The 20149-nt window shown below is 68.4% G+C and carries 21 protein-coding genes; 10 read left to right on the top strand and 11 right to left on the bottom strand.

Annotated features, from left to right (window positions below):
- Window positions 1–57 precede the first annotated feature (57 nt).
- The gene (locus O9344_RS00540; protein WP_298471517.1) at window positions 58–1050 is read left to right on the top strand and encodes an alpha/beta hydrolase; all 993 of its coding nucleotides are present in this window, start codon (window positions 58–60) and stop codon (window positions 1048–1050) included.
- Window positions 1051–1056: 6 nt separating this feature from the next.
- Here O9344_RS00540 and xseA read toward each other — a convergent pair whose 3' ends face one another.
- A complete protein-coding gene (gene xseA / locus O9344_RS00535) occupies window positions 1057–2661 on the bottom strand; it encodes an exodeoxyribonuclease VII large subunit (protein ID WP_298471515.1) in 1605 nt (534 codons plus the stop codon).
- Between the two features lie 111 nt (window positions 2662–2772).
- Here xseA and purD point away from each other — a divergent pair, with 111 nt between their 5' ends.
- From purD to O9344_RS00520, 3 genes are all read left to right on the top strand, one after another.
- Window positions 2773–4056, top strand: a complete 1284-nt coding sequence (gene purD / locus O9344_RS00530; RefSeq protein WP_298471512.1) for a phosphoribosylamine--glycine ligase — start codon at window positions 2773–2775, stop codon at window positions 4054–4056.
- A 73-nt stretch (window positions 4057–4129) separates the two neighbouring features.
- A complete protein-coding gene (locus tag O9344_RS00525) occupies window positions 4130–5041 on the top strand; it encodes an alpha/beta hydrolase (RefSeq protein ID WP_298471509.1) in 912 nt (303 codons plus the stop codon).
- Between the two features lie 53 nt (window positions 5042–5094).
- Window positions 5095–5976, top strand: coding sequence for a TIGR01459 family HAD-type hydrolase (locus O9344_RS00520; RefSeq protein WP_298471506.1), 882 nt, complete (start codon window positions 5095–5097; stop codon window positions 5974–5976).
- A 33-nt stretch (window positions 5977–6009) separates the two neighbouring features.
- Here O9344_RS00520 and O9344_RS00515 read toward each other — a convergent pair whose 3' ends face one another.
- Both O9344_RS00515 and O9344_RS00510 read right to left on the bottom strand, forming a co-directional pair.
- Window positions 6010–6687, bottom strand: a complete 678-nt coding sequence (locus tag O9344_RS00515; RefSeq protein WP_298471503.1) for a protein phosphatase CheZ — start codon at window positions 6685–6687, stop codon at window positions 6010–6012.
- A gap of 106 nt (window positions 6688–6793) precedes the next feature.
- A complete protein-coding gene (locus O9344_RS00510) occupies window positions 6794–7177 on the bottom strand; it encodes a response regulator (RefSeq protein ID WP_273512497.1) in 384 nt (127 codons plus the stop codon).
- Between the two features lie 236 nt (window positions 7178–7413).
- Here O9344_RS00510 and O9344_RS00505 point away from each other — a divergent pair, with 236 nt between their 5' ends.
- The 4 genes from O9344_RS00505 to O9344_RS00490 all read left to right on the top strand — a co-directional run bounded on the left by O9344_RS00505 (window position 7414) and on the right by O9344_RS00490 (window position 9103).
- Window positions 7414–7791 (top strand): DUF983 domain-containing protein, encoded by a 378-nt coding sequence (locus tag O9344_RS00505; RefSeq protein ID WP_298471497.1) that lies wholly within the window; start codon window positions 7414–7416, stop codon window positions 7789–7791.
- 30 nt (window positions 7792–7821) lie between these two features.
- The gene (locus tag O9344_RS00500) at window positions 7822–8598 is read left to right on the top strand and encodes an SURF1 family protein (protein ID WP_298471494.1); all 777 of its coding nucleotides are present in this window, start codon (window positions 7822–7824) and stop codon (window positions 8596–8598) included.
- Between the two features lie 95 nt (window positions 8599–8693).
- A complete protein-coding gene (locus O9344_RS00495; RefSeq protein WP_298471491.1) occupies window positions 8694–8879 on the top strand; it encodes a hypothetical protein in 186 nt (61 codons plus the stop codon).
- Window positions 8880–8884: 5 nt separating this feature from the next.
- A complete protein-coding gene (locus O9344_RS00490; protein ID WP_298471486.1) occupies window positions 8885–9103 on the top strand; it encodes a hypothetical protein in 219 nt (72 codons plus the stop codon).
- A 289-nt stretch (window positions 9104–9392) separates the two neighbouring features.
- On the opposite strand, the gene O9344_RS00485 is transcribed toward O9344_RS00490, so the two are convergent.
- The 8 genes from O9344_RS00485 to coxB form a co-directional block, all read right to left on the bottom strand.
- A complete protein-coding gene (locus O9344_RS00485; RefSeq protein ID WP_298471484.1) occupies window positions 9393–10742 on the bottom strand; it encodes a pitrilysin family protein in 1350 nt (449 codons plus the stop codon).
- Complete coding sequence (locus tag O9344_RS00480) at window positions 10742–12103, bottom strand: pitrilysin family protein (RefSeq protein WP_298471481.1); 1362 nt, start codon at window positions 12101–12103, stop codon at window positions 10742–10744. The genes O9344_RS00485 and O9344_RS00480 overlap by 1 nt, the downstream gene beginning before the upstream one ends.
- A gap of 135 nt (window positions 12104–12238) precedes the next feature.
- The gene (locus O9344_RS00475) at window positions 12239–13117 is read right to left on the bottom strand and encodes a cytochrome c oxidase subunit 3 (RefSeq protein ID WP_298471478.1); all 879 of its coding nucleotides are present in this window, start codon (window positions 13115–13117) and stop codon (window positions 12239–12241) included.
- Window positions 13118–13164: 47 nt separating this feature from the next.
- Window positions 13165–13767 carry a cytochrome c oxidase assembly protein gene (locus tag O9344_RS00470; RefSeq protein WP_298471475.1) on the bottom strand — a complete coding sequence of 201 codons (603 nt, stop codon included), beginning with the start codon at window positions 13765–13767 and terminating at the stop codon, window positions 13165–13167.
- Window positions 13768–13774: 7 nt separating this feature from the next.
- Window positions 13775–13954, bottom strand: coding sequence for a CoxF protein (locus tag O9344_RS00465; protein ID WP_298471471.1), 180 nt, complete (start codon window positions 13952–13954; stop codon window positions 13775–13777).
- 7 nt (window positions 13955–13961) lie between these two features.
- A complete protein-coding gene (locus O9344_RS00460; protein ID WP_298471468.1) occupies window positions 13962–14894 on the bottom strand; it encodes a heme o synthase in 933 nt (310 codons plus the stop codon).
- 105 nt (window positions 14895–14999) lie between these two features.
- Complete coding sequence (gene ctaD, locus O9344_RS00455) at window positions 15000–16613, bottom strand: cytochrome c oxidase subunit I (RefSeq protein WP_298471466.1); 1614 nt, start codon at window positions 16611–16613, stop codon at window positions 15000–15002.
- Between the two features lie 42 nt (window positions 16614–16655).
- Window positions 16656–17453 (bottom strand): cytochrome c oxidase subunit II, encoded by a 798-nt coding sequence (gene coxB / locus O9344_RS00450; protein WP_363321894.1) that lies wholly within the window; start codon window positions 17451–17453, stop codon window positions 16656–16658.
- Window positions 17454–18110: 657 nt separating this feature from the next.
- Here coxB and O9344_RS00445 point away from each other — a divergent pair.
- On the top strand, window positions 18111–18650 hold the full coding sequence (locus tag O9344_RS00445; RefSeq protein ID WP_298471464.1) for an invasion associated locus B family protein: 540 nt from the start codon (window positions 18111–18113) through the stop codon (window positions 18648–18650).
- Window positions 18651–18728: 78 nt separating this feature from the next.
- Window positions 18729–20144, top strand: a complete 1416-nt coding sequence (gene tldD / locus O9344_RS00440) for a metalloprotease TldD (protein WP_298471462.1) — start codon at window positions 18729–18731, stop codon at window positions 20142–20144.
- Window positions 20145–20149: the final 5 nt, after the last annotated feature.

Genomic DNA, 20149 nt, shown 5'->3' with positions numbered 1-20149 from the left:
CAGACTAGGGCCCGGCCTGTGGCTAGGCAATCGGCGTCACTGCTTCAGGACCCGGTCATGCGCATTCTCCGTATCGCCCTTCTCGCCACTCTCGTGCTCCCCATCGCCGGTTTCGGCGCCATGCTCGCCCTGTCGCGCCCCAAGCCACCGCCCGCCATGCCGGCGATGGAAGCCGCCGGGCGGACGATCGGCGGCTGGATTCAGGGCTTGCCCCGCGAACAGACCTTCACGGCGCGGGACGGGCAGGCGCTCGCCTATCGCTTCTATCCGGGCGCCTCAGGTGCGGGCGTTGCGGTTCTCGTTCACGGCTCGACGGGATTTTCGGCCAGCATGGACGGGGTGGCGCGCAGCCTGAACGGGCAGGGTTTCACGATCTATTCGCTCGATCTGCGCGGCCATGGCGAGAGCGGTCCGCTCGGCGACATCGGCTATCGCGGCCAGCTGGAAGACGACATGGCCGACCTGCTCAAGATCATCGAAGAGCGGCATCCGAAGGAGAAAAGGATGCTCGTCGGCCATTCCCTCGGCGGGGCCTTCGCCCTGCGCATCGGCGCAGGTCCCATCGGCGAGCGCTTCCACGCCTATCTCGCAACATCGCCCTTCCTGTCTGTCGATCCGACTGTCAGCCGCCCCGGCTCCGGCGGCTGGGCTGATGCCGCCGTGCCGCGCATCATCGCCCTGAGCGTCCTCAACAGCATGGGCATTTCGGCCTTCGACGGCCTCGCCGCCGTCGCCTATGCCGTGCCGGACGATGCGCGGGGCAAGCGGGCGCGGATCTATTCGCACCGGCTGCTCGCCAATATGAGCCTGCCCCGTGACTGGCGCGCCGCGCTGGGCCAGATCCGGCGGCCCGCGGCCGTGCTCATCGGCGCGGAGGACGAGATGTTTCTGGCCAGCGCCTATTCGGCGGCGGTCAAGGCGGCGAACCCGGCGATCGAGGTCACGGTGCTGCCGGGGACCGACCATATGGGCAGCACCGTTCAGCCGGAGGCTCTCGGACGGCTTGCGGAGACGGCGGTACGGTTGCGCGAGGCGGCGCCGGCCCGCTGACGGGCGCTAGAACAGGGTCCCCTGGCCTTCGGTCTTGCCCTCCCCCGCCTTCCGCGGCTTCGGCTCGGCCGGGCGGGGAGCAGGCTTCGGCGAGGCGGGCGGCGCCTCGCCCTCGGCGGTGGCGGCAATCCGACCGTCGGCAAATTCAATGGCCAGCGCCCTGCCGGGACCGATCGCGGCGGCGGAGCGCAGCGGGCGGCCCTCCGCATCCCGCACCAGCGCGAAACCGCGGGCGAGCACACCCTGGTAGGACAGCGCCGTGAGAAGCTTCGATGCGGCGTCGAGCCGATCGCGGCAGCGGCGCAGCACGAGGTCCATCGCGCGCGTCGACCGCGCCTCGATCGCCGCCAGCCGCTCGCCGGCCCGGCCGATGCGGTCGGTCTGGCTGCGGGCATAGACGCCGAGGGAGCGCTTCAGGCGCTCGGCGAGCGTGCTGAAACCCAGTCGACGGGTTTCGGTGCCGCGCGTCAGGGCCGTAGCGGCGCGACCGGACAGCGCTTCGATACGGTCGCGGGAGCGGTCGATCCTCAGTCGCAGGACGCCCGGCGCGAGGCGCCCCGCGGCCCGCAGCAGCCGCGCCCGGTGGGCGCCGGCATTGGCGGCGAGCGCATTGGGCAGGCGCTCGCCGGCCGCATCGAGCCGCTGGCGGGCGGTTTCCAGCAACCGCTCCGCGTCGGGAAGGGCGCGCGCGGCGGCGCGCAGTTCGGTCCGCCGGCCCTCCATGCCGCGCGCCACGGCAAGGCCGAGGCGGCGGCCAAGGCCCTGCGTCTCAGCGACGAGGTCGGCGCGCACCGGCACCGCCATTTCGGCGGCGGCGGTGGGGGTCGGCGCGCGACGGTCGGCGGCAAAGTCGATGAGGGTCGTGTCGGTCTCGTGGCCGACCGCCGAGATCAAGGGAATCGCGCTCTCGAAGGCGGCGCGGACGACGATCTCCTCGTTGAAGCCCCAGAGGTCCTCAAGCGAACCGCCGCCACGCGCGACGATGATGACATCGGGCCGCGGCAGGTCGTCGTCTGGGCCTATGGCGTTGAAGCCGCGGATGGCGGCGGCGACTTCCGCCGCGCTGCCCTCGCCCTGGACGCGCACCGGCCAGACCAGAACGGTGCGGGGGAAGCGGTCCTCCAGGCGGTGCAGGATGTCGCGGATGACCGCGCCGGTGGGCGAGGTGACGACGCCGATCACCGTCGGCAGGAAGGGCAAGGGGCGCTTGCGGGCCGGATCGAACAGGCCCTCGGCGGTGAGCTTGCGGCGGCGCTCCTCCAGAAGGGCCATGAGCGCGCCGACGCCGGCCGGCTCCAGGCTCTCGATGACGACCTGGTACTTGGACGAGCCGGGGAAGGTGGTGACGCGGCCGGTGGCGATGACCTCCAGGCCCTCCTGGGGCTTCACCTTGAGGCGGCCATAGACGCCCTTCCAGATCACCGCCTCGATGGTGGCGCCCTCGTCCTTGAGGCGGAAATAGACATGGCCGGAGCCGCTGGGGCCCTTGAAGCCGGAGACCTCGCCGCGCAGGCGCACATAGCCGAAGGCGTCCTCCACCGTCCGCTTGATGGCGGCGGAGAGGTCCGAGACGGAGATCTCGGGCGTGTTGGACGGGACGATATCGGCCATGCGAAGCGAATCCGTTGCCGGACGGGGCGCTCTTGTCTAGACGCTGCGGGACGCGGGTTGAAGGGGCGATCGGCCGTGGCCGGTGCGCGCGCGAGCCCGGGGGAGACAGCGATGAACGTGCTTCTGATCGGCGGCGGCGGCCGCGAACATGCCCTCGCCTGGGCCCTCTCCGCGAGCCCGCTGCTCACCACGCTGCATTGCGCTCCCGGCAATCCCGGCATTGCCGAGGTCGCGACCCTCGCGGCGATCGACGTCGCCGACCATGCCGCCGTCATCGCCTATTGCCGCAGCCATGCCATCACCTTCGTCGTGGTCGGCCCGGAGGCGCCGCTGGTGGCGGGCCTTGCCGATGACCTGACCGCCGCGGGCATCAAGGTCTTCGGGCCGTCGCAGGCGGCTGCCCAGCTCGAGGGCTCCAAGGGCTTCACCAAGGACCTCTGCCGGGCATTCTCGATCCCCACCGCGGCCTATGAGCGCTTCATCGCCGCCGAACCGGCCAAGGACTATGTCCGCCGCATGGGCGCGCCGATCGTCGTCAAGGCCGACGGCCTCGCCGCCGGCAAGGGCGTCGTGGTCGCCATGACGCTGGACGAGGCGCTGGCCGCCGTCGACATGATGTTCGAGGGCGGCATGGGCGCCGCCGGCGCCTCCGTCGTCATCGAGGAGTTCATGACTGGCGAGGAGGCCTCGTTCTTCGCCCTCTGCGACGGCGACAATGCCCTCGCCCTCGCCACCGCCCAGGACCACAAGCGCGTCGGCGACGGCGATACCGGCCCGAACACCGGCGGCATGGGCGCCTATTCGCCGGCCCCGGTCATGACGCCCGCCATGGTCGAGCGCACCATGGCCGAGATCATCCGCCCGACCCTCGCGGCGATGAAGGCCAAGGGCCATCCGTTCACGGGCGTACTCTTCGCCGGCCTGATGATCACCGCCGAGGGGCCGAAGCTCATCGAATACAATTGCCGCTTCGGCGACCCGGAATGCCAGGTGCTGATGATGCGGCTGAAGGACGACCTGCTGACGCTGCTGCTGGCGGCAGCGGACGGCCAGCTGAAGACCATGAGCGTGCGCTGGTACGACGATGTCGCGCTCACCGTGGTGATGGCGGCCAAGGGCTATCCGGGCACGCCGGAGAAGGGCAGCGTCATCCGCGGCATCGAGCGGGCGCGCGAGCTTGCGGGCGTCGAGGTCTTCCATGCCGGCACGACGGCGAAGGACGGTGCCCTGGTCGCCAATGGCGGCCGGGTCCTGGCGGTGACGGCCACCGGCGCCACGGTGACCGAGGCGCAGGAGAAGGCCTACCAGGCCGTCGACCTCATCGACTGGCCGGGCGGCTTCTGCCGCCGCGACATCGGCTGGCAGGCTGTGGCGCGGGAGAAGGCCGGGGCCTGAGGCCTCCGCCGAACTGCTGACACCCAACGACCACCTGCGGCGTTATGCTCGGCATGACCTGCAGGAGGCCCTGATGGCGACCCACGACCTGTTCCCCGGTTTCGAATCCCACTGGCTCGACACCTCGGCCGGGCAGATCTTCGCGCGATCGGGCGGCTCCGGCCCGCCGCTGCTCCTGGTCCATGGCTTCCCGCAGACCCATGTCGAGTGGCACAAGATCGCCCCGGAGCTGGCGAAGCGCTTCACCCTCGTTCTGCCGGACCTGCCGGGCTATGGCTGGTCGGCCGCGCCCCGCGGCGACCGTCAGCACTTTCCCTATGCCAAGCGCGACATGGCGAAAGCGCTGATCGAGGTGATGGAGCGGCTCGGCCATGTTCGGTTCATGGCCTGTGGCCACGACCGCGGCGCGCGTGTCACCTATCGCATGGCGCTCGACCATCCGGGACGACTGGAGCGCCTCGCGCTCATCGACATCGTGCCGACCATCGTCATGTGGGAGCGCATTCGCGTCGCACCGTCGCCGAAGACCGAGCACTGGATCTTTCTCTCCGGCCCCGAGGGGGTGCCGGAGGCGGAGATCGGCCGCAACCCCACCGCCTATCTCGAGGCAAAGCTGTCGCTCTGGACCAAGAGCGGCACGCTCGAGGCCTATGACAACCGCGCGCTGCAGCACTATCGCGACTTCTTCAACGACCCCTCGCGCATCCATGCCTGCTGCGAGGACTATCGCGCCGGCGCCACCGTCGATCTTGCCGCCGACGAGGCGGACAAGGCGGCGGGGCGCACGATCGGCGCGCCCGTCCATGTGGTCTGGGGCGATGCCGGCATCCCCTCGGCCGGGTCCAGTCCGCTGGATGCCTGGCGCCTTTTCGCGCCGAAGGCCACCGGCGAGGCGGTGGATAGCGGCCATTTCGTGCCCGAGGAGAACCCGGCCGGCTGCCTTGCGGCGCTCCTGCCCTTCCTGACGGCGACCCCTCCGGCTTGAGCCTTGCTGGCCCGGCGCTTGACCCGCCGGGCCCCGGCCCTTAACCGGCGGGCATGAACGCGCTCGCTCCCTCCGCCCTGCCACCGGTCATCGACGGGCTCTCCGCCATTGCCGGGGACTATGACCTCGTCTTCTCCGATGTCTGGGGAGTGCTGCATAACGGCATGCGCGCCCATCCCGGGGCCTGCGACGCGCTGGTGCGCATCCGCCAGCGGGGCGTGCCGGTGATCCTCATCACCAACGCCCCGCGACAGGCGCCGGTGGTGGTCGGCCAGCTCGACCGGCTCGGCGTACCGCGGGCGGCCTATGACGCCATCGTCACGTCCGGGGACGTGTCGCGCACCTACATGCGCACGCGCCCGGGCGAGCCCGTGCACCATGTCGGCCCACAGCGCGACCTCGTCGTGTTCGAGGACATCGACACGCGCCTCGTCCCCATCGAGGAGGCGGCCTATGTGGTCTGCACCGGCCTCGTCGATGATCGCACCGAGACGCCGGACGACTACCAGGAGCGGCTGGAGCGCATGAAGGCGCGCGACCTGTTCTTCCTGTGCGGCAATCCCGACAAGGTGGTGGAGGTCGGCCACGACCTCATTTTCTGCGCCGGCGCCATCGGCGATCGCTACCAGTCCATCGGCGGCGAGGTTCTCTATGCCGGCAAGCCCTACGAGCCGGCCTACGAGGCCTGCTGGGACTATGCGGAGCGCATCCTCGGCACGCGCCCCGATCCCTCGCGGGTGCTGTGCATCGGCGATGCCATGCGGACCGACGTCGCCGGTGCCGTGCGCATGGGCTACGACTGCCTGTTCCTGGCGGAGGGCATCCACGCGGAGGTGCTGCTGGGGCCCGAGGGCCTGAAGCGCGATGGCCTCGCGGCGCTCATCGGCGAGACCAGCCAGCATCCGCGGCACGTGATGCGCAAGCTGGTCTGGTGAGACAGAGCCCGGCGCCATCCGCCGGGCGGGCCGTCACTTCGCGGTGGCGGCGTCCTTGCCCTTCTTTTCGGGCTTGGCGAACAGGGCGTCGACGTCGTTCTGATCCACACCCTCGCCGTCGAGCTGGGGCCCGTGCAGGATGTTCTTGATCTTGCGCTCCTCGCGGCGACGCTCGTCCTCGGAGAGGTAGCCGTCGGCATCGGCGGCGTTGATCGCATCGGCGAAGCGGGTAACGCGCATCTCGATATGCTTGAGCGTATCGATGACCTTGGCGACGCGCTGGCCGGTGATGTCCTGGAAGGAACAGGCCTCGAAGATGAGCATCATGCGCTCGTCCACCATGGCCTTGTAGGCGACGGGGTCGGAGGCATCGGCCGCCATGAGTTCCTCGGCGGCGCCCATGATCGTGTCGGTGGCCTTCTCGGTCGCCTTGACGATAGCGTCGAGCTCCATGCCGGCGGCCGGGATGCGACTGTGCTTGAGGTCATTGGGCTGCAGTCGGCCGACCTCAACCTTCATGTTGGTGATGAAGGAGGCGATGTCGGAAAGCTCGCGGTAGACCGACATGTCGATGGAGCGGAAGAAGCTCGACAGCGACTCGACGGTGACCTCGGCCAGAGCGACCACGTCGCCAAGCGACACGTCACCGTTGCCCTTCGTCCGGATGAACTGGACGATGCGATCGAGGTGGTCGGTGGAGACTTTCTTCATGGTCGCCTGATCCTCGCGGTGAGCGGCTTGGTGCGGCATCACGCCGGCGGGGTGCCGACTGCCCTCAGGGGCAGTCGACGGGGCGTTGACCGCCAATGGGCCGTTCTCAGTCGGCGAAGACCGCGTCGATCTTGGCCTTCAGCGTCTGGGCGTTGAAAGGCTTCACGATGTAGTTGTTCACGCCGGCCTTCTTCGCCGCGATGACGTTCTCCGTCTTCGACTCGGCGGTGACCATGATGAAGGGCGTGCGGGACAGGGAACCGTCGGCGCGAACCTCCTTCAGGAGCTCGTAGCCGGTCATCGGCTCCATGTTCCAGTCGGAGATCACGAGGCCGTACTTCTTCTCCTTCATCTTGGCGAGCGCGGCCGAGCCGTCGGACGCGTCGTCGATGTCATCGAAGCCGAGCTGCTTCAGGAGGTTACGGATGATGCGGATCATCGTGTTGTAATCATCGACCACGAGGATCGGCATCGAGAGGTCAACAGCCATCACACTGCTCCAAACGCCGGCGCTGCTTCAGCGCACCGCTGGGAAAGTTACGTTGAACCGCACGCTAGGCGGCGTTCGGTACGAAAATGCCGTTGAGCCTTGAAGAAGCGGTTAACGCCGCGTCTGGGTGACCGTGAAAATCCGGCGATATTGCCGCGGATCGGCTCCGATCATCCGCAGGGTTACAAATTGGTTTGTGCCGCGCGGGGGTCTAGAAGGCTTTCAGGAGGCCGCCCATGACCTATTACCAGGACCAGTCGCCTGTCTCGACCGGGCTGAAAGGGCGCTGCCCGCGCTGCGGCGAGGGCCATCTGTTCGACGGTTTCCTGTCGGTGAAGCCCAGATGCAGCGCCTGCGGCCTCGACTTCGCCTTCGCCGAATCCGGCGACGGGCCGGCCGTCTTCGTCATCCTCCTCGCCGGATTTCTGATTTGCGGCGCAGCCCTGGTGGTGGAGGTGAAGTACACGCCGCCCTTCTGGGTCCATGCGCTGATCTTCGGGCCGATGGTGCTGATCGTCTGCCTTGGGCTGCTGCGGCCGATGAAGGGACTGATGATCGCGCTCCAGTATCGCAACAATGCGCGAGAAGGCCGGCTCGACAGCGGGGATGCCTGACCCTATCTGACCGGAATGACCGTATCCGACATGTCCGCTCCCGACCGTCCGCGCGCCGAGCGGCTGAAAAGCCTGGTGGTGCCGGGGGTGGTTGCCCTCGTGACCCTCGCGATCCTGGTGACACTCGGCACCTGGCAGCTCACGCGCCTTGCCTGGAAGACCAGCCTTATCGCGCAGGTGGAGGAGCGCAGCCGCGCCGCGCCCGTGCTGGTGCCGGGCCGCGAGGCCTGGGCGACGATGAGCGCCGAGCGCGACGAATATCGGCGCGTCACGGTGTCGGGCCGCTTTCGCCACGAGGCCGAGGCCTATCTCTTCCACGTGGCCGGCGACAGCCGCCAGGCCGACCGGAACCGCCCAACCGGCCAGGGCTATTTCGTGCTCACGCCGCTGGTCCTCGCCGACGGGTCCAGCGTCATCGTCAATCGCGGCTTCGTGCCGACCGAGCGCCGTGATCCCGCATCCCGCAGGGAGGGGCTTGCCGCGGGGGATGTGACCATTACCGGGCTGGTTCGCTTCCCCGAGGCGCGCAGCGCCTTCGCGGCGGTGGACGACACGGTGCGGCGCATCTTCTACACCCGCGACCTCGCGGTGATCGCGCGGACGCAGGGGCTGGCCGCAACCACGACAGCGCCCTTCTCCGTGGACGCCGACGCGACAGCGGTGGCGGGCGGCTGGCCGGTCGGCGGCGAGACGCGGCTGAGCTTTACGAACCGCCATCTCGAATATGCCGTCACCTGGTACGGCCTCGCCCTGACGCTCGTCGGCGTCTTCGTCGTCTTCGCGCGGCAGCGTCTCAAGGGGCGCTGACTTTACGCAGCCTTTGCGCTTGCCGGCCCCATCGATATGGCGCCTTGGCGCCTGGCGCGGCGATGGTCACGGCGGTCCCTGAGGAGGGCACCGCCATGATCCCCATCGCACGTCACCGCATCGTTCTGAGGGCCATGAGGCCCGTCATCCGCACCCGTAACCAGCCGGCGTCACCCGGCCTCTGGCGTGAGGTCGGCCACAGCCTCCTGGTCGCCATCGGCCTCGCGCTCCTCGTCATCGGGGTCGTCGCGGCACGCGTCACCCTGACCTGGCAGGGGTGACCGCCATGCCCCATCGCCAAAGCCCCGGCGCCAAGATCTTCATCGTCTGCCCATCGGAGGACGGGTTGTGGATCGCGCGGGAAACGCACGGCCTTGCGGAAGGCCTCTTCACGCAGCGCCGCGATGCCGTCCGCTTCGCCATGAGCGAGGGCGGGACGGAGAACATGGTCTGCCTCAGCGACACCGCGGCCTGCCCGTCCTGGCGCGACCGCGGCGGCCGGTGACTGAACGGGAGGCTCGCGCCCAGTCCCGCGCCGCGAGCCCTTCCGCGGCCTGCCGGACCGCCAAGCACCAGACGGCCAAACACCGGAGGGCGGAAACGGCCGCGATCTTCGAGGCCTATGTGGATGCGATCCATCCGCTCGTCACCGGCATGATGCGGTCAGGGCTGAGCCATGACGCAGTCGCGGAAGCGCTGAATCGTCGTGGCCTGCCCTGCTGGGGCCGCGGTCGCTGGACGGCTGGCCTCGTCAGGATGATCCTTGGGCAGCGCCCGTGAGGGCTGACGGGGCCTCACATGCCCTCGGGCTTGCCCACCACCACGACCAGCATCCGCGGGTCGGCGAAGAGGCGCTTCGCCACCCGCTTCACGTCGTCGAGGCTCACCGCCTCGATGAGGGCGTTGCGCTGATCGAGATAGTCGATGCCGAGCCCGTCGAGCTGGATCCGGATGAGGTTCGAGGCGATCTGGATGGAGGTCTCGAAGCGCAGGGCCCAGGAGCCGATGAGATAGCGCTTGGCCTGTTCGAGCTCGATCGCCGTGGGCCCCTCGGCGCCCATGCGCTTCAGCTCGGCGGTGATAACGGCGAGGCTCTCGGCGGCGCGGTCGTTGCGCGTCGAGGTGCCGCCGGTGACCATGCCGGCCGCGTCCAGGGCGGCGATGCCGGAGGAGACGGAATAGGCGAGGCCCCGCTTCTCGCGGACCTCCTGGTAGAGCCGCGAGGAGAAGCCGCCACCGCCGAGGATATGATTGAGCACGAAGGCGGTGATGAAATCCGGGTCCTCGCGGGTGACACCGGGCAAGCCGAAGGAGATGGTCGCCTGCGGCACGTCGAGGGGCACGACGCGGCGCTCGCCGAGGCCGGCCATGGCGACGGAGGGCACGGCCGTCAGCCGCGCCTTGGCGGGCAGCGCGCCGAAGATCTCGTCGAGCAGAGGTCCGAGCTCTTCCGTCGTGATATCGCCGACCACCGCGACCTTCAGATGCTCGCGGGCCAGCACCCGGCCGTGGAGGTCGCGCAGGTCCTCGACGGTGATGGCCTCGACGCTGTCCACGGTTCCGGCGGACCGGCGGCCATAGGGATGGCCGGGAAAGGCCGTCGACCAGAACAGGTCGCTGGCGATCGTGCCGGGCGTGGTCGAGCCGCGGCGGATGGAGGCGAGTACGGCCTGACGGATGCGCTCCAGCGGGGCGGCGTCGAAACGCGGGACGGTGAGCGCCATCCGCAGGAGCGCTGCGGCCTCGGCACGGTTGTCGGTGAGGGTGCGCATCGAGCCGGAGAAGGTGTCGCGGCTCGCGGCGAAGCTGATCTCGATGGCCCGGTCCTGAAGGCGGGCGCTGAAGGTCTCGGCATCGAGATCGCCGGCGCCCTCGTCCATCATGGCGGCGACCATGTTGGCCGTGCCCGCGCGGCCCTGCGGGTCCTGGGCCGTGCCGCCCTTCATGGCGAAGGACAGGGCGAGGACCGGAAGATGCGTCTGCCGGACGAGCCACGCCTCGATGCCGCCGGGCGAGGTGACACGCTGGACGCGGCTCCCCTGGTCCCTGCCCCCCTGGGGCTGGGCCTGGGCGGGCGGGGTCGGCGAGAGCGAGGCAAGCATGGCAAGGGTTCCGGCAGCGAGCCAGGCGAGGGCGGGCCGCATCAGCTGCGCTCCGCCCGGATGAGTTCGCCGCTCACGGCGCGGCTGAAATCGAAGGCGCGCGGCGCGAGATCGTTGACCTGCCGGCGATCGACAGCACGCACCCGCTCGACCCATTGCTGGAGGTCAGCGAGGGTGCCACCGCACGACAGGGCCGCGCCATACATGCGCGCCATCGAGGCCTGGCTGTCCTGGGAATAGATGGTATCGGCGATGATCCGGGTGCGGGCGCGCTCCAGCTCCTCGTCAGTGACTCCCTCGGCCGCGATGCGGGCGGCGACCTCGAGCAGGCCGGTCTCCAGCGCATCGAGCGCGACGCCGGGACGCGGCGAGGCATGGATGCCGAAACGGCCATCGCCGAGTGCGGTGCCGGCGTACCAGCAGCCGGCGCTCACCGCGAGGCCGCGGTCGCTGACGAGGGTCTTGTAGAGCCGCCCGTTGGGCGAGGCGCCGACCACTTGCGACAGGAGTTCGAAGGCCTCGGCCTCGCCGGGCTTGGCCGTCATGTAGGATGGCACGACCTGGCTGAGGCTGAGGCTCGGCTGGCGCACCCGCGGATCGGCCAGGCGCACCGTCTCGCGGGCCTCACGTGCGGCAGCCGGCGGGCGGCTGCGCGACCGGATGGCGGGGTTGGCGTCGGCCTTGCCGTAGGTCTCCTCGGCGAGGCGGAAGACGGTCTCCGGCGTCACGTCGCCGGCGATGACGAGGATGGCGTTGTTCGGTGCGTAATGGCGCCGGTAGAAGGTCATGGCGTCGTCGAGGTTCAGCTTCCGGATCTCTGACTCGAAGCCGATGATCGGGATGCCGTAGGGGTGGTCCTCTCCCCAAAGGCGGGCCTGCATGCGCTCGCCGAGGCGCGCACCGGGATCGTTGTCGATACGCTGGCGGCGCTCCTCCAGCACCACGTCGCGCTCAGGCAGGACGACGGCATCGGTCAGGACGAGGCCGCTCATGCGATCGGCCTCGAAACCCATCATGGCGGGGAGCTGGTCGGCGACGATGCGCTGGAAATAGCCGGTATAATCATAGGAGGTGAAGGCGTTCTCCTGGCCGCCCGCCGCCGTCACGGCGCGGGAGAAGACTGGAGCGGGGTTCCTGTGCGTGCCCTTGAACATCAGGTGCTCGAGGAAATGGGCGAGGCCGGACTTGCCCTTCTCCTCGTCCGCCGATCCGACCTTGTACCAGAGCATGTGGGTGACCACCGGCACGCGGTGATCGGGAATCGCGATCGCCTCCATGCCGTTGGCGAGGACATGACGATAGGCGCGTTCGACCGGGATACGCGCGAAGGCGGCCGACGGCAGGACGGCGGGCGCTGCGAGCGCGGTGAGACCCAGGGTGAACATGCGGCGCGTCAGCTCCATCGGCGGTCCTCGCTGCGGGTCGGCTGGCCATCAAGGCACGGAAGCCAGCGCCGGCCATATGACAAGGCCGTGAGCCGACTGCCAAACGAAAAGGGCGGCCCGCGGCCGCCCTCATCGATCTCAGGTGATGCGGCGTCAGTGGCCGACGGCACCGGCGAGCGCGCGGCCCGACCAGTCGTGGCCCCAGACATAGATGGCGGCGAAAAGGAACAGCCAGACCACGTCGACGAAGTGCCAGTACCAGGCCGCCGCCTCGAAGCCGAAATGCTTCTCGGCGGTCAGGTGCGTCTCCTTGTAGAGGCGCATCACGCAGACCAACAGGAAGATGGTGCCGACCACGACGTGGAAACCGTGGAAGCCGGTCGCCATGAAGAAGGTGGCGCCGTAGATGTTGCCCGAGAAGGCGAAATGAGCGTGGCTGTACTCATAGACCTGGAGGCAGGTGAAGAGGGCGCCGAGGATGACCGTGAACCACAGGTACATCTTGGCCTGCTCGCGCTCACCGGTGACGATGTAATGGTGGGCGGCGGTGACCGTGGTGCCCGAGAGCAGCAGGACGAGGGTGCCGAGCAGCGGGAGCTGCAACGGGTTGAAAGTCTCGATGCCCTTCGGCGGCCAGTGACCGCCGGTCAGCTCGGTGCGCTGGTACTGGATCGCCTCACCGGGGAAGAAGGCGGCGTCGAAATAGGCCCAGAACCAGGCGACAAAGAACATCACCTCGGAGGCGATGAACATGATCATGCCGTAGCGCAGGTGCAGGGACACGACGCGGGTGTGGTGACCCTCCTGACCCTCGCGGATCACATCCGACCACCAGCCGAACATGGTGTAGAGCACGCCGATCAGGCCGGCGAAGAACACCACCCAGCCGAGCTGCAGGCCGGCGACCGGCATGTGCTTCATCCACATCACGGCGCCGACCGCCATGACGAAGGCCGACATCGAGCCCAGGAAGGGCCAGGGGCTGAGTGGCACCAGGTGGTAGTCGTGATGCTTGGCGTGGGCCTCGGCCATGGAAGTCTCCGTCTCCTCTCCGCGACGCCAGGCGCCGCGGCGATTGGTCAGTTTGTCCGCTGGGTCGTGGCCGGGCTGGTCGTCTGGGCGACCGGCTTCGGCTGGGCCTGGCGGTAGAAGGTGTAGCTCAGCGTGATGGTGTTCGCGGTGTTGGCGTTCGGATCGTCGGCGATGGCCGGATCAACGAAATACACCACCGTGAACTCGCGCGTCTCGCCGGGGGCGAGGGTCTGCTCGGTGAAGCAGAAGCATTGCAGCTTGTTGAAGTAGCGACCGGTCTCGTTGGGCGCGACGTTGTAGGTCGCCATGCCCGTCACCGCCTCGTTCGACCGGTTGGTGACCGTATAGGTCATCGTGTGGGTCTCGCCGGCCTTGATGCTCTGGCGAGCGGTGTCCACCTGGAAGCGCCAGGGAAGGCCGGCGCCGATGTTCGAATCGAAGCGGACATCGATCGGATGGTCGATCACGCGGTCGGCGGGGCGCTCGGCGCGCATGGTCGTGCCGCCGAAACCGGTGACGCGGCAGAACAGGTCGTAGAGAGGCACCGCGGCATAAGCCGCGCCGAACATCGTGGCGCCGAAGGCGAAGGCGGACAGCGCCACCTTGACGTCGCGCTTCCAGTTCCGGGGCGTGGTTGTCGTGACGCTCATGCCGGCCTCACATCGGACGCTGCAGGATGGCCGAACCCTTGACCAGGGTGACCACCCAGAAAAGGACACAGAGCGCCCCGAGGCCGAAGGCGATGGCGATATTGCGCTGCCGCTGGCGGCGCTTCTCCTCGGGGGTGAGGATGATGCCGGGTGCGGAGGTCGGCTGGGTGGTGGACGGTTCGCTCATGGCGCCCTCACCAGAACCGGGCCAGGACGAGATGCTCCACAAGGAGCACCGCGAAGAGGCCGAAGAGATAGAGGATCGAGAAGCCGAACATGCGGCCGGAGGCCTTGCGGGCCGCCCCACCCTCGCGGTGGCGCATGATCCCGATGGCGCACCAGATCATGCCGAGGCCACCGGCAGCGGCGACGAGGCCGTAGGTCAGTCCGGCAAAGCCGAGAAGGGAGGGCGCGACGCCAACCGGCGCCAGCACGATGCTGTAGAGCAGGATCTGCTTGCGCGTTTCGGCCTCGCCGTAGGCGACCGGCATCATCGGAATGCCGGCACGGGCATAATCCTCGGACTTCAGCAGCGCGAGCGCCCAGAAATGGGGCGGCGTCCAGATGAAGATGATGAGGAACAGGATGATCGACTCGAGCGACACCGAGCCGGTCACCGCGGCCCAGCCGATCATCGGCGGGAAGGCACCAGCAGCACCGCCGATGACGATGTTCTGCGGCGTCCAGCGCTTCAGCCACATCGTGTAGACGACGGCATAGAAGAAGATGGTGAAGCCGAGGAGGAAGGCCGCCAGCCAGTTGGCGGCAAGGCCGAGCATCAACACGGACAGGACGGAGAGGACGAGGCCGAAGCCGAGGGCCTCGGCCGGCGCGACGCGGCCGGAGGGGATCGGACGGGTCGCGGTGCGCGACATCAGCGCGTCGACGTCGGCGTCGTACCACATGTTGAGGGCGCCCGAGGCGCCGGCGCCGACGGCGATGCAGAGCAGGCTGACGGCAGCGAGAACCGGATGCAGGCCGCCCGGCGCGATCACGAGGCCGGTCAAGGCGGTGAAGACCACCAGCGACATCACCCGCGGCTTCAGGAGCGCGATGAAATCCTGCGGCCCGGCCTGGCTGACCAGGGCGGCGCGGTTCGCTGCGGTGCTGTCGTCGACGAGGGACAAGGCGGGCTCGGGGTCAGGAAGGGGCGGAAGCCGCGGGATAGCGGCTCCCCTGGTCGGTGACGAGGCCCGGGGCGGTGGCTCCGGGCCTCGGTTCGCGGGGTCCGATCAGCGGATCCGCGGCAGCTCTTCGAACTGGTGGAACGGCGGCGGTGAGGACAGCGTCCACTCCAGCGTCGTCGCACCCTCGCCCCAGGGGTTCTCGCCCACCTTCTGCTTGCGGACGAAGGCGTGCACCACGCCGACGAGGAAGATCACCACGCCGACGGCGGCAATGTAGGAGCCGACCGACGAGACGTAGTTCCACAAGGCGAAGGCGTCGGGATAGTCGGCGTAGCGGCGGGGCATGCCCTGCAGGCCGAGGAAGTGCTGCGGGAAGAAGATCAGGTTCACGCCGATGAAGGTGACCCAGAAGTGCAGCTTGCCGATGAACTCGGAGTACATGTAGCCGAACATCTTCGGGAACCAGTAGTACCAGCCGGCGAAGATGGCGAACACGGCGCCAAGCGACAGAACGTAGTGGAAGTGCGCGACCACGTAGTAGGTGTCGTGCAGGGCGCGGTCGACGCCGGCATTGGCGAGGACGACGCCGGTGACGCCACCGACGGTGAACAGGAAGATGAAGCCGACGGCCCAGAGCATGGGCGTCGCCATGCGGATGGAGCCGCCCCACATCGTGGCGATCCAGGAGAAGATCTTCACGCCGGTGGGCACCGCGATGACCATGGTGGCGGCGACGAAATAGGCCTGGGTCGTGACCGACAGGCCCGCCGTGTACATGTGGTGGGCCCAGACGATGAAGCCGACGACGCCGATCGCGACCATGGCATAGGCCATGCCGAGATAGCCGAAGACGGGCTTCTTCGAGAAGGTCGCGACGATGTGGCTGACGATGCCGAAGGCGGGCAGGATCAGGATGTACACTTCCGGATGGCCGAAGAACCAGAAGAGGTGCTGGTAGAGGATCGGGTCACCACCGCCGGCCGGATCGAAGAAGGTCGTGCCGAAGTTGCGGTCGGTCAGCAGCATGGTGATGGCGCCGGCGAGAACCGGCAGCGACAGCAGCAGCAGGAAGGCCGTGACCAGCACCGACCAGGCGAAGAGCGGCATCTTGTGCAGCGTCATGCCCGGGGCGCGCATGTTGAAGATGGTGGTGATGAAGTTGATGGCGCCGAGGATGGACGAGGCGCCAGCGATGTGGAGCGACAGGATCGCGAAGTCCATGGCCGGGCCCGGATGGCCCATCTTCGAAGAGAGCGGCGGATAGGCCGTCCAGCCGCCGCCGAAGCCGTTGAACCCGGTCGGCCCCTCGACGAAGAGGGAGATCAGCAGCAGGGCGAAGGCCGGGGGCAGCAGCCAGAACGAGATGTTGTTCATCCGCGGGAAGGCCATGTCCGGCGCGCCGATCATGATCGGCACGAACCAGTTGGCGAAGCCGCCGATGAGGGCGGGCATGACCATGAAGAAGATCATGATCAGGCCGTGGCCGGTGGTGAAGACGTTGAAAGTGTGGGCATTGGAGAAGATCTGCATCCCCGGCTCCATCAGCTCCAGACGGATGCCGATGGACAGCGCGAACCCGATGAGCCCCGCGATGATCGCGAAGATCAGGTACATCGTGCCGATGTCCTTATGGTTGGTCGAATAGACGTATCGCTTCCAACCGGTGGGAATGCCGTGGTCGTCGTGGTGGTCGGCGGCGGTCGCGTGAGCGTTTGCCATGGTGATTACGATCCTGAACAGGTTCGACGGGGTGCCGGCGCGTCAGCGCGCCGTGGCGATCTCGTTGGCGGCGACGGTGGTCGACCGGCCGGTATCGGCGAACTTCTTCTTGGCGTCCTCGACCCAGGCGGCGAAGGCCTGTTCGGAGACGACGCGCACCGCGATCGGCATGAAGGCGTGGTCCTTGCCGCAGAGCTCGGAGCACTGGCCGTAGAAGATGCCCTCGCGGGTGGCGCGGAACCAGGTCTCGTTGAGGCGGCCGGGAACGGCGTCCACCTTGATGCCGAAGCCGGGCACCGCGAAGGCGTGCATCACGTCGGAGGAGGTGACCTGCACGCGGACGGTCTTGTTCACGGGAACGACGACCTCGTTGTCGACGGCGAGGAGGCGCGGAACATCGCGCGCCGGCGCTCCAGCCTGGATGCGCTGACGGCGCTCGTCATCCGTCTGCATGTTCGACACGAAGCTGAAATTGCCGTGGTCCGGATAGTCGTAGGTCCAGCGCCAGCTCGAGCCGGTCGCCTTGATGGTCATGTCGGCGCGCGGGATCACCTGCTGCTGGTAGAGCAGGCGGAAGGAGGGGATCGCGATGACGATCAGGATGAGGACCGGGATGACCGTCCAGGCCACTTCGAGACCGACATGGTGCGTGGTCTTCGAGGGGACGGGGTTCCGCTTCTCGGAGAAGCGATAGATGCAGTAGCCCAAGAGGCCGGCCACGAAGATGCAGATCACGGTGATGATCGGCAGCAGGAAGCCGTTATGGAACCAGTGGATGAAGTCCATGATCGGCGAGGCGGATTCCTGGAACCCGAGGGCGCCCGGCGCAGGTTGGCCCATGCCTTGTTGCGCTTGGACAGCGCCCGGCATCGCCACCAAAACGGCCGCGAGCGCCGCGGCGCCCGACATGCGCATCCCGAGCGAGACGTTGCCGCCCCGACCCGTCGACGCGCTGTTCCGCATCGCCAAACCCATGGTCCTTCGCTCCATATCCATGGACCGAAAATCGTCGCATTCGGTCCCGATCCTGCCGGTCGCAGTCCAGGCGGGTCGGAGGACCGCACGCCCGGGCTTCGGCTCCCCTCGATACGATCCGAGACGTCTCTCCGATCAGAGCCTCATCCAAACGGGAGGGGCCGGGGGGTGCGCCCCCTTGAAACACAAAAACGCCATGCTCGCAATGCGCCCTTTAGAGCCTTTCGAACGAGAGGCTGGGGCCTTCCGCCGCGGCATAAGGCCGAACCCGTAGCCGCGGGCGAAAACCCCGCCAGCGACTGGCGCGGCGGTACCTGGACGCAACCGTCTTTCGGCGATTTGCTGCATAATCTTGACACCATGATCTTGGAATGGTCCCTCGCGCTGTCCGTTCCGACGCTTGGCGGTCCGGGCGATTCGCGTGCCGTCGCAGGGCGTTCCCGCGTCCGCAGGGGTGCAAGGGTGACGCCCGGGAGCCGCCTGAGGCTCCGATCGAAAGTTCCGCAACAAAGGACGATGCCGATGTCGCCGTTCCAGATCGCCCGCAGGACGCTCGACCGCGCAACCCTCGCCGGAGGGATCGCGGCCCTGGCGCTGTGCGCTGGCCTTGCCGGCTCAGCGCCCGCAGCTGCGCAGGGCGCCGTCCGGGCGACCCATGGCGACTGGCAGGTGCGCTGCGACACGCCGCCCGGCTCCCGCTCGGATCAGTGTGCGCTGGTCCAGAACGTCGCCGCCGAGGACCGGCCGAATGTCGCGCTCACGGTGATTGCCCTGAAGACCGCCGACGGCAAGGCGCGGCTCCTGCGCGTTCTGGCCCCGCTCGGCGTGCTGCTGCCCTCCGGCCTCGGCCTCAAGATCGATACGGCCGATATCGGCCGTGCGGGCTTCGTGCGCTGCCTGCCCTCGGGCTGCGTCGCCGAGGTCGTGATGGACGACAACCTGCTCAACCAGCTCTCCACCGGCCAGACCGCCACTTTCATCATCTTCCAGACGCCGGAAGAGGGAATCGGCGTGCCGGTGTCGCTCAACGGCTTCAAGCCGGGCTTTGACGCATTGCCCTGACGGGCTGCCCCTCGCGCCCGGGCCGCCTTCGCATTAGATAGCCGGTCAGAACCCCGTTCCTCCCGCGACGGAGCCGTCATGGCCGACCAGTCCCTCCTTGCCCGCGCCGGGCTCGATCCCGCCATCGCCCGCACCGTGCTGGCCGATGCGCTCACCGGCGCCGATGACGGCGAGCTCTTCCTCGAATATCGCCAGTCCGAATCGCTGCTCTTCGACAATGGCCGGCTGAAGCAGGCCGGCACCGACAACGCCCAGGGCTTCGGCCTGCGCTCGGTCAAGGGCGAGGCGGTGGGCTATGCCCATTCCTCCGACGTCTCGGAAGCCGCGCTGAAGCGCGCCGCGGAAACGGTACGGGCGGTCGCAGGCGGCTATTCCGGGACGCTCGCTGCGGGGCCCGCCCGCTCGAATGTGCGGCTCTATGCCGACGACAACCCGCTGTCCGCCCCGGCCTTCGGCGAGAAGGTGAAGCTGCTGGAGACCATCGACGCCTATGCGCGGGCGAAGGATCCGAAGGTGCGGCAGGTGACGGCGTCGCTTGCCGCGTCCTGGCAGGTGGTCGAGATCATCCGGCCCGACGGCGAGCTCTTCCGCGACATCCGTCCGCTGGTCCGCCTCAACGTGTCCATCGTCGCCGGCTCCGGCGACCGGCAGGAGGTGGGCAGCCACGGCTTTGGCGGGCGCGCCGGCTATGCCGAGTTCATCACCGAGGGACGCTGGCAGCATGCGGTCGACGAGGCGCTGCGCCAGGCGCTCGTCAATCTGGAGAGCATCCCCTCCCCCGCCGGCGAGATGGATGTGGTTCTCGGGCCAGGCTGGCCGGGCGTCATGCTGCACGAGGCCGTGGGCCACGGCCTGGAAGGCGACTTCAACCGCAAGGGCCAGTCGGCCTTCGCCGGCCTGATGGGCGAGATGGTGGCCGCCCCCGGCGTCACCGTCGTCGATGACGGCACCATCGCCGACCGCCGCGGCTCCATTTCCATCGACGACGAGGGCACGGCCTCGCACCGTACCGTGCTCATCGAGAACGGCCGCCTCGTCGGCTACATGCAGGACCGGCAGAACGCCCGGCTCATGGGGGTCGCGGCCACCGGCAACGGACGGCGCGAGAGCTACGCCCATGCGCCCATGCCGCGCATGACCAACACCTATATGCTGTCGGGGAGCCATACCCGCGAGGAGATCATCGCCAGCGTGAAGAACGGCCTCTACGCCGTCAGTTTCGGCGGCGGCCAGGTCGACATCACGTCCGGCAAATATGTCTTCGAGTGCACCGAGGCCTACCGCATCGAGAACGGCAAGGTCGGCGCGCCGGTGAAGGGCGCCATGCTCATCGGTTCCGGCCCCGCCGACATGAAGCGCGTCACCATGGTCGGCAACGACATGAGCCTCGACACCGGCATCGGCACCTGCGGCAAGGCGGGGCAGTGGGTACCGGTCGGCGTCGGCCAACCGACGCTGAAGATGGAACGGATCACCGTCGGCGGCACTGGCTGAGCCCG

It is taken from the genome of Phreatobacter sp. (assembly GCF_027532945.1).
Lineage (GTDB): Bacteria > Pseudomonadota > Alphaproteobacteria > Rhizobiales > Phreatobacteraceae > Phreatobacter.
Note: the sequence above shows the minus strand (reverse complement) of the source record. Positions and strands in the feature narration are given on the sequence as shown.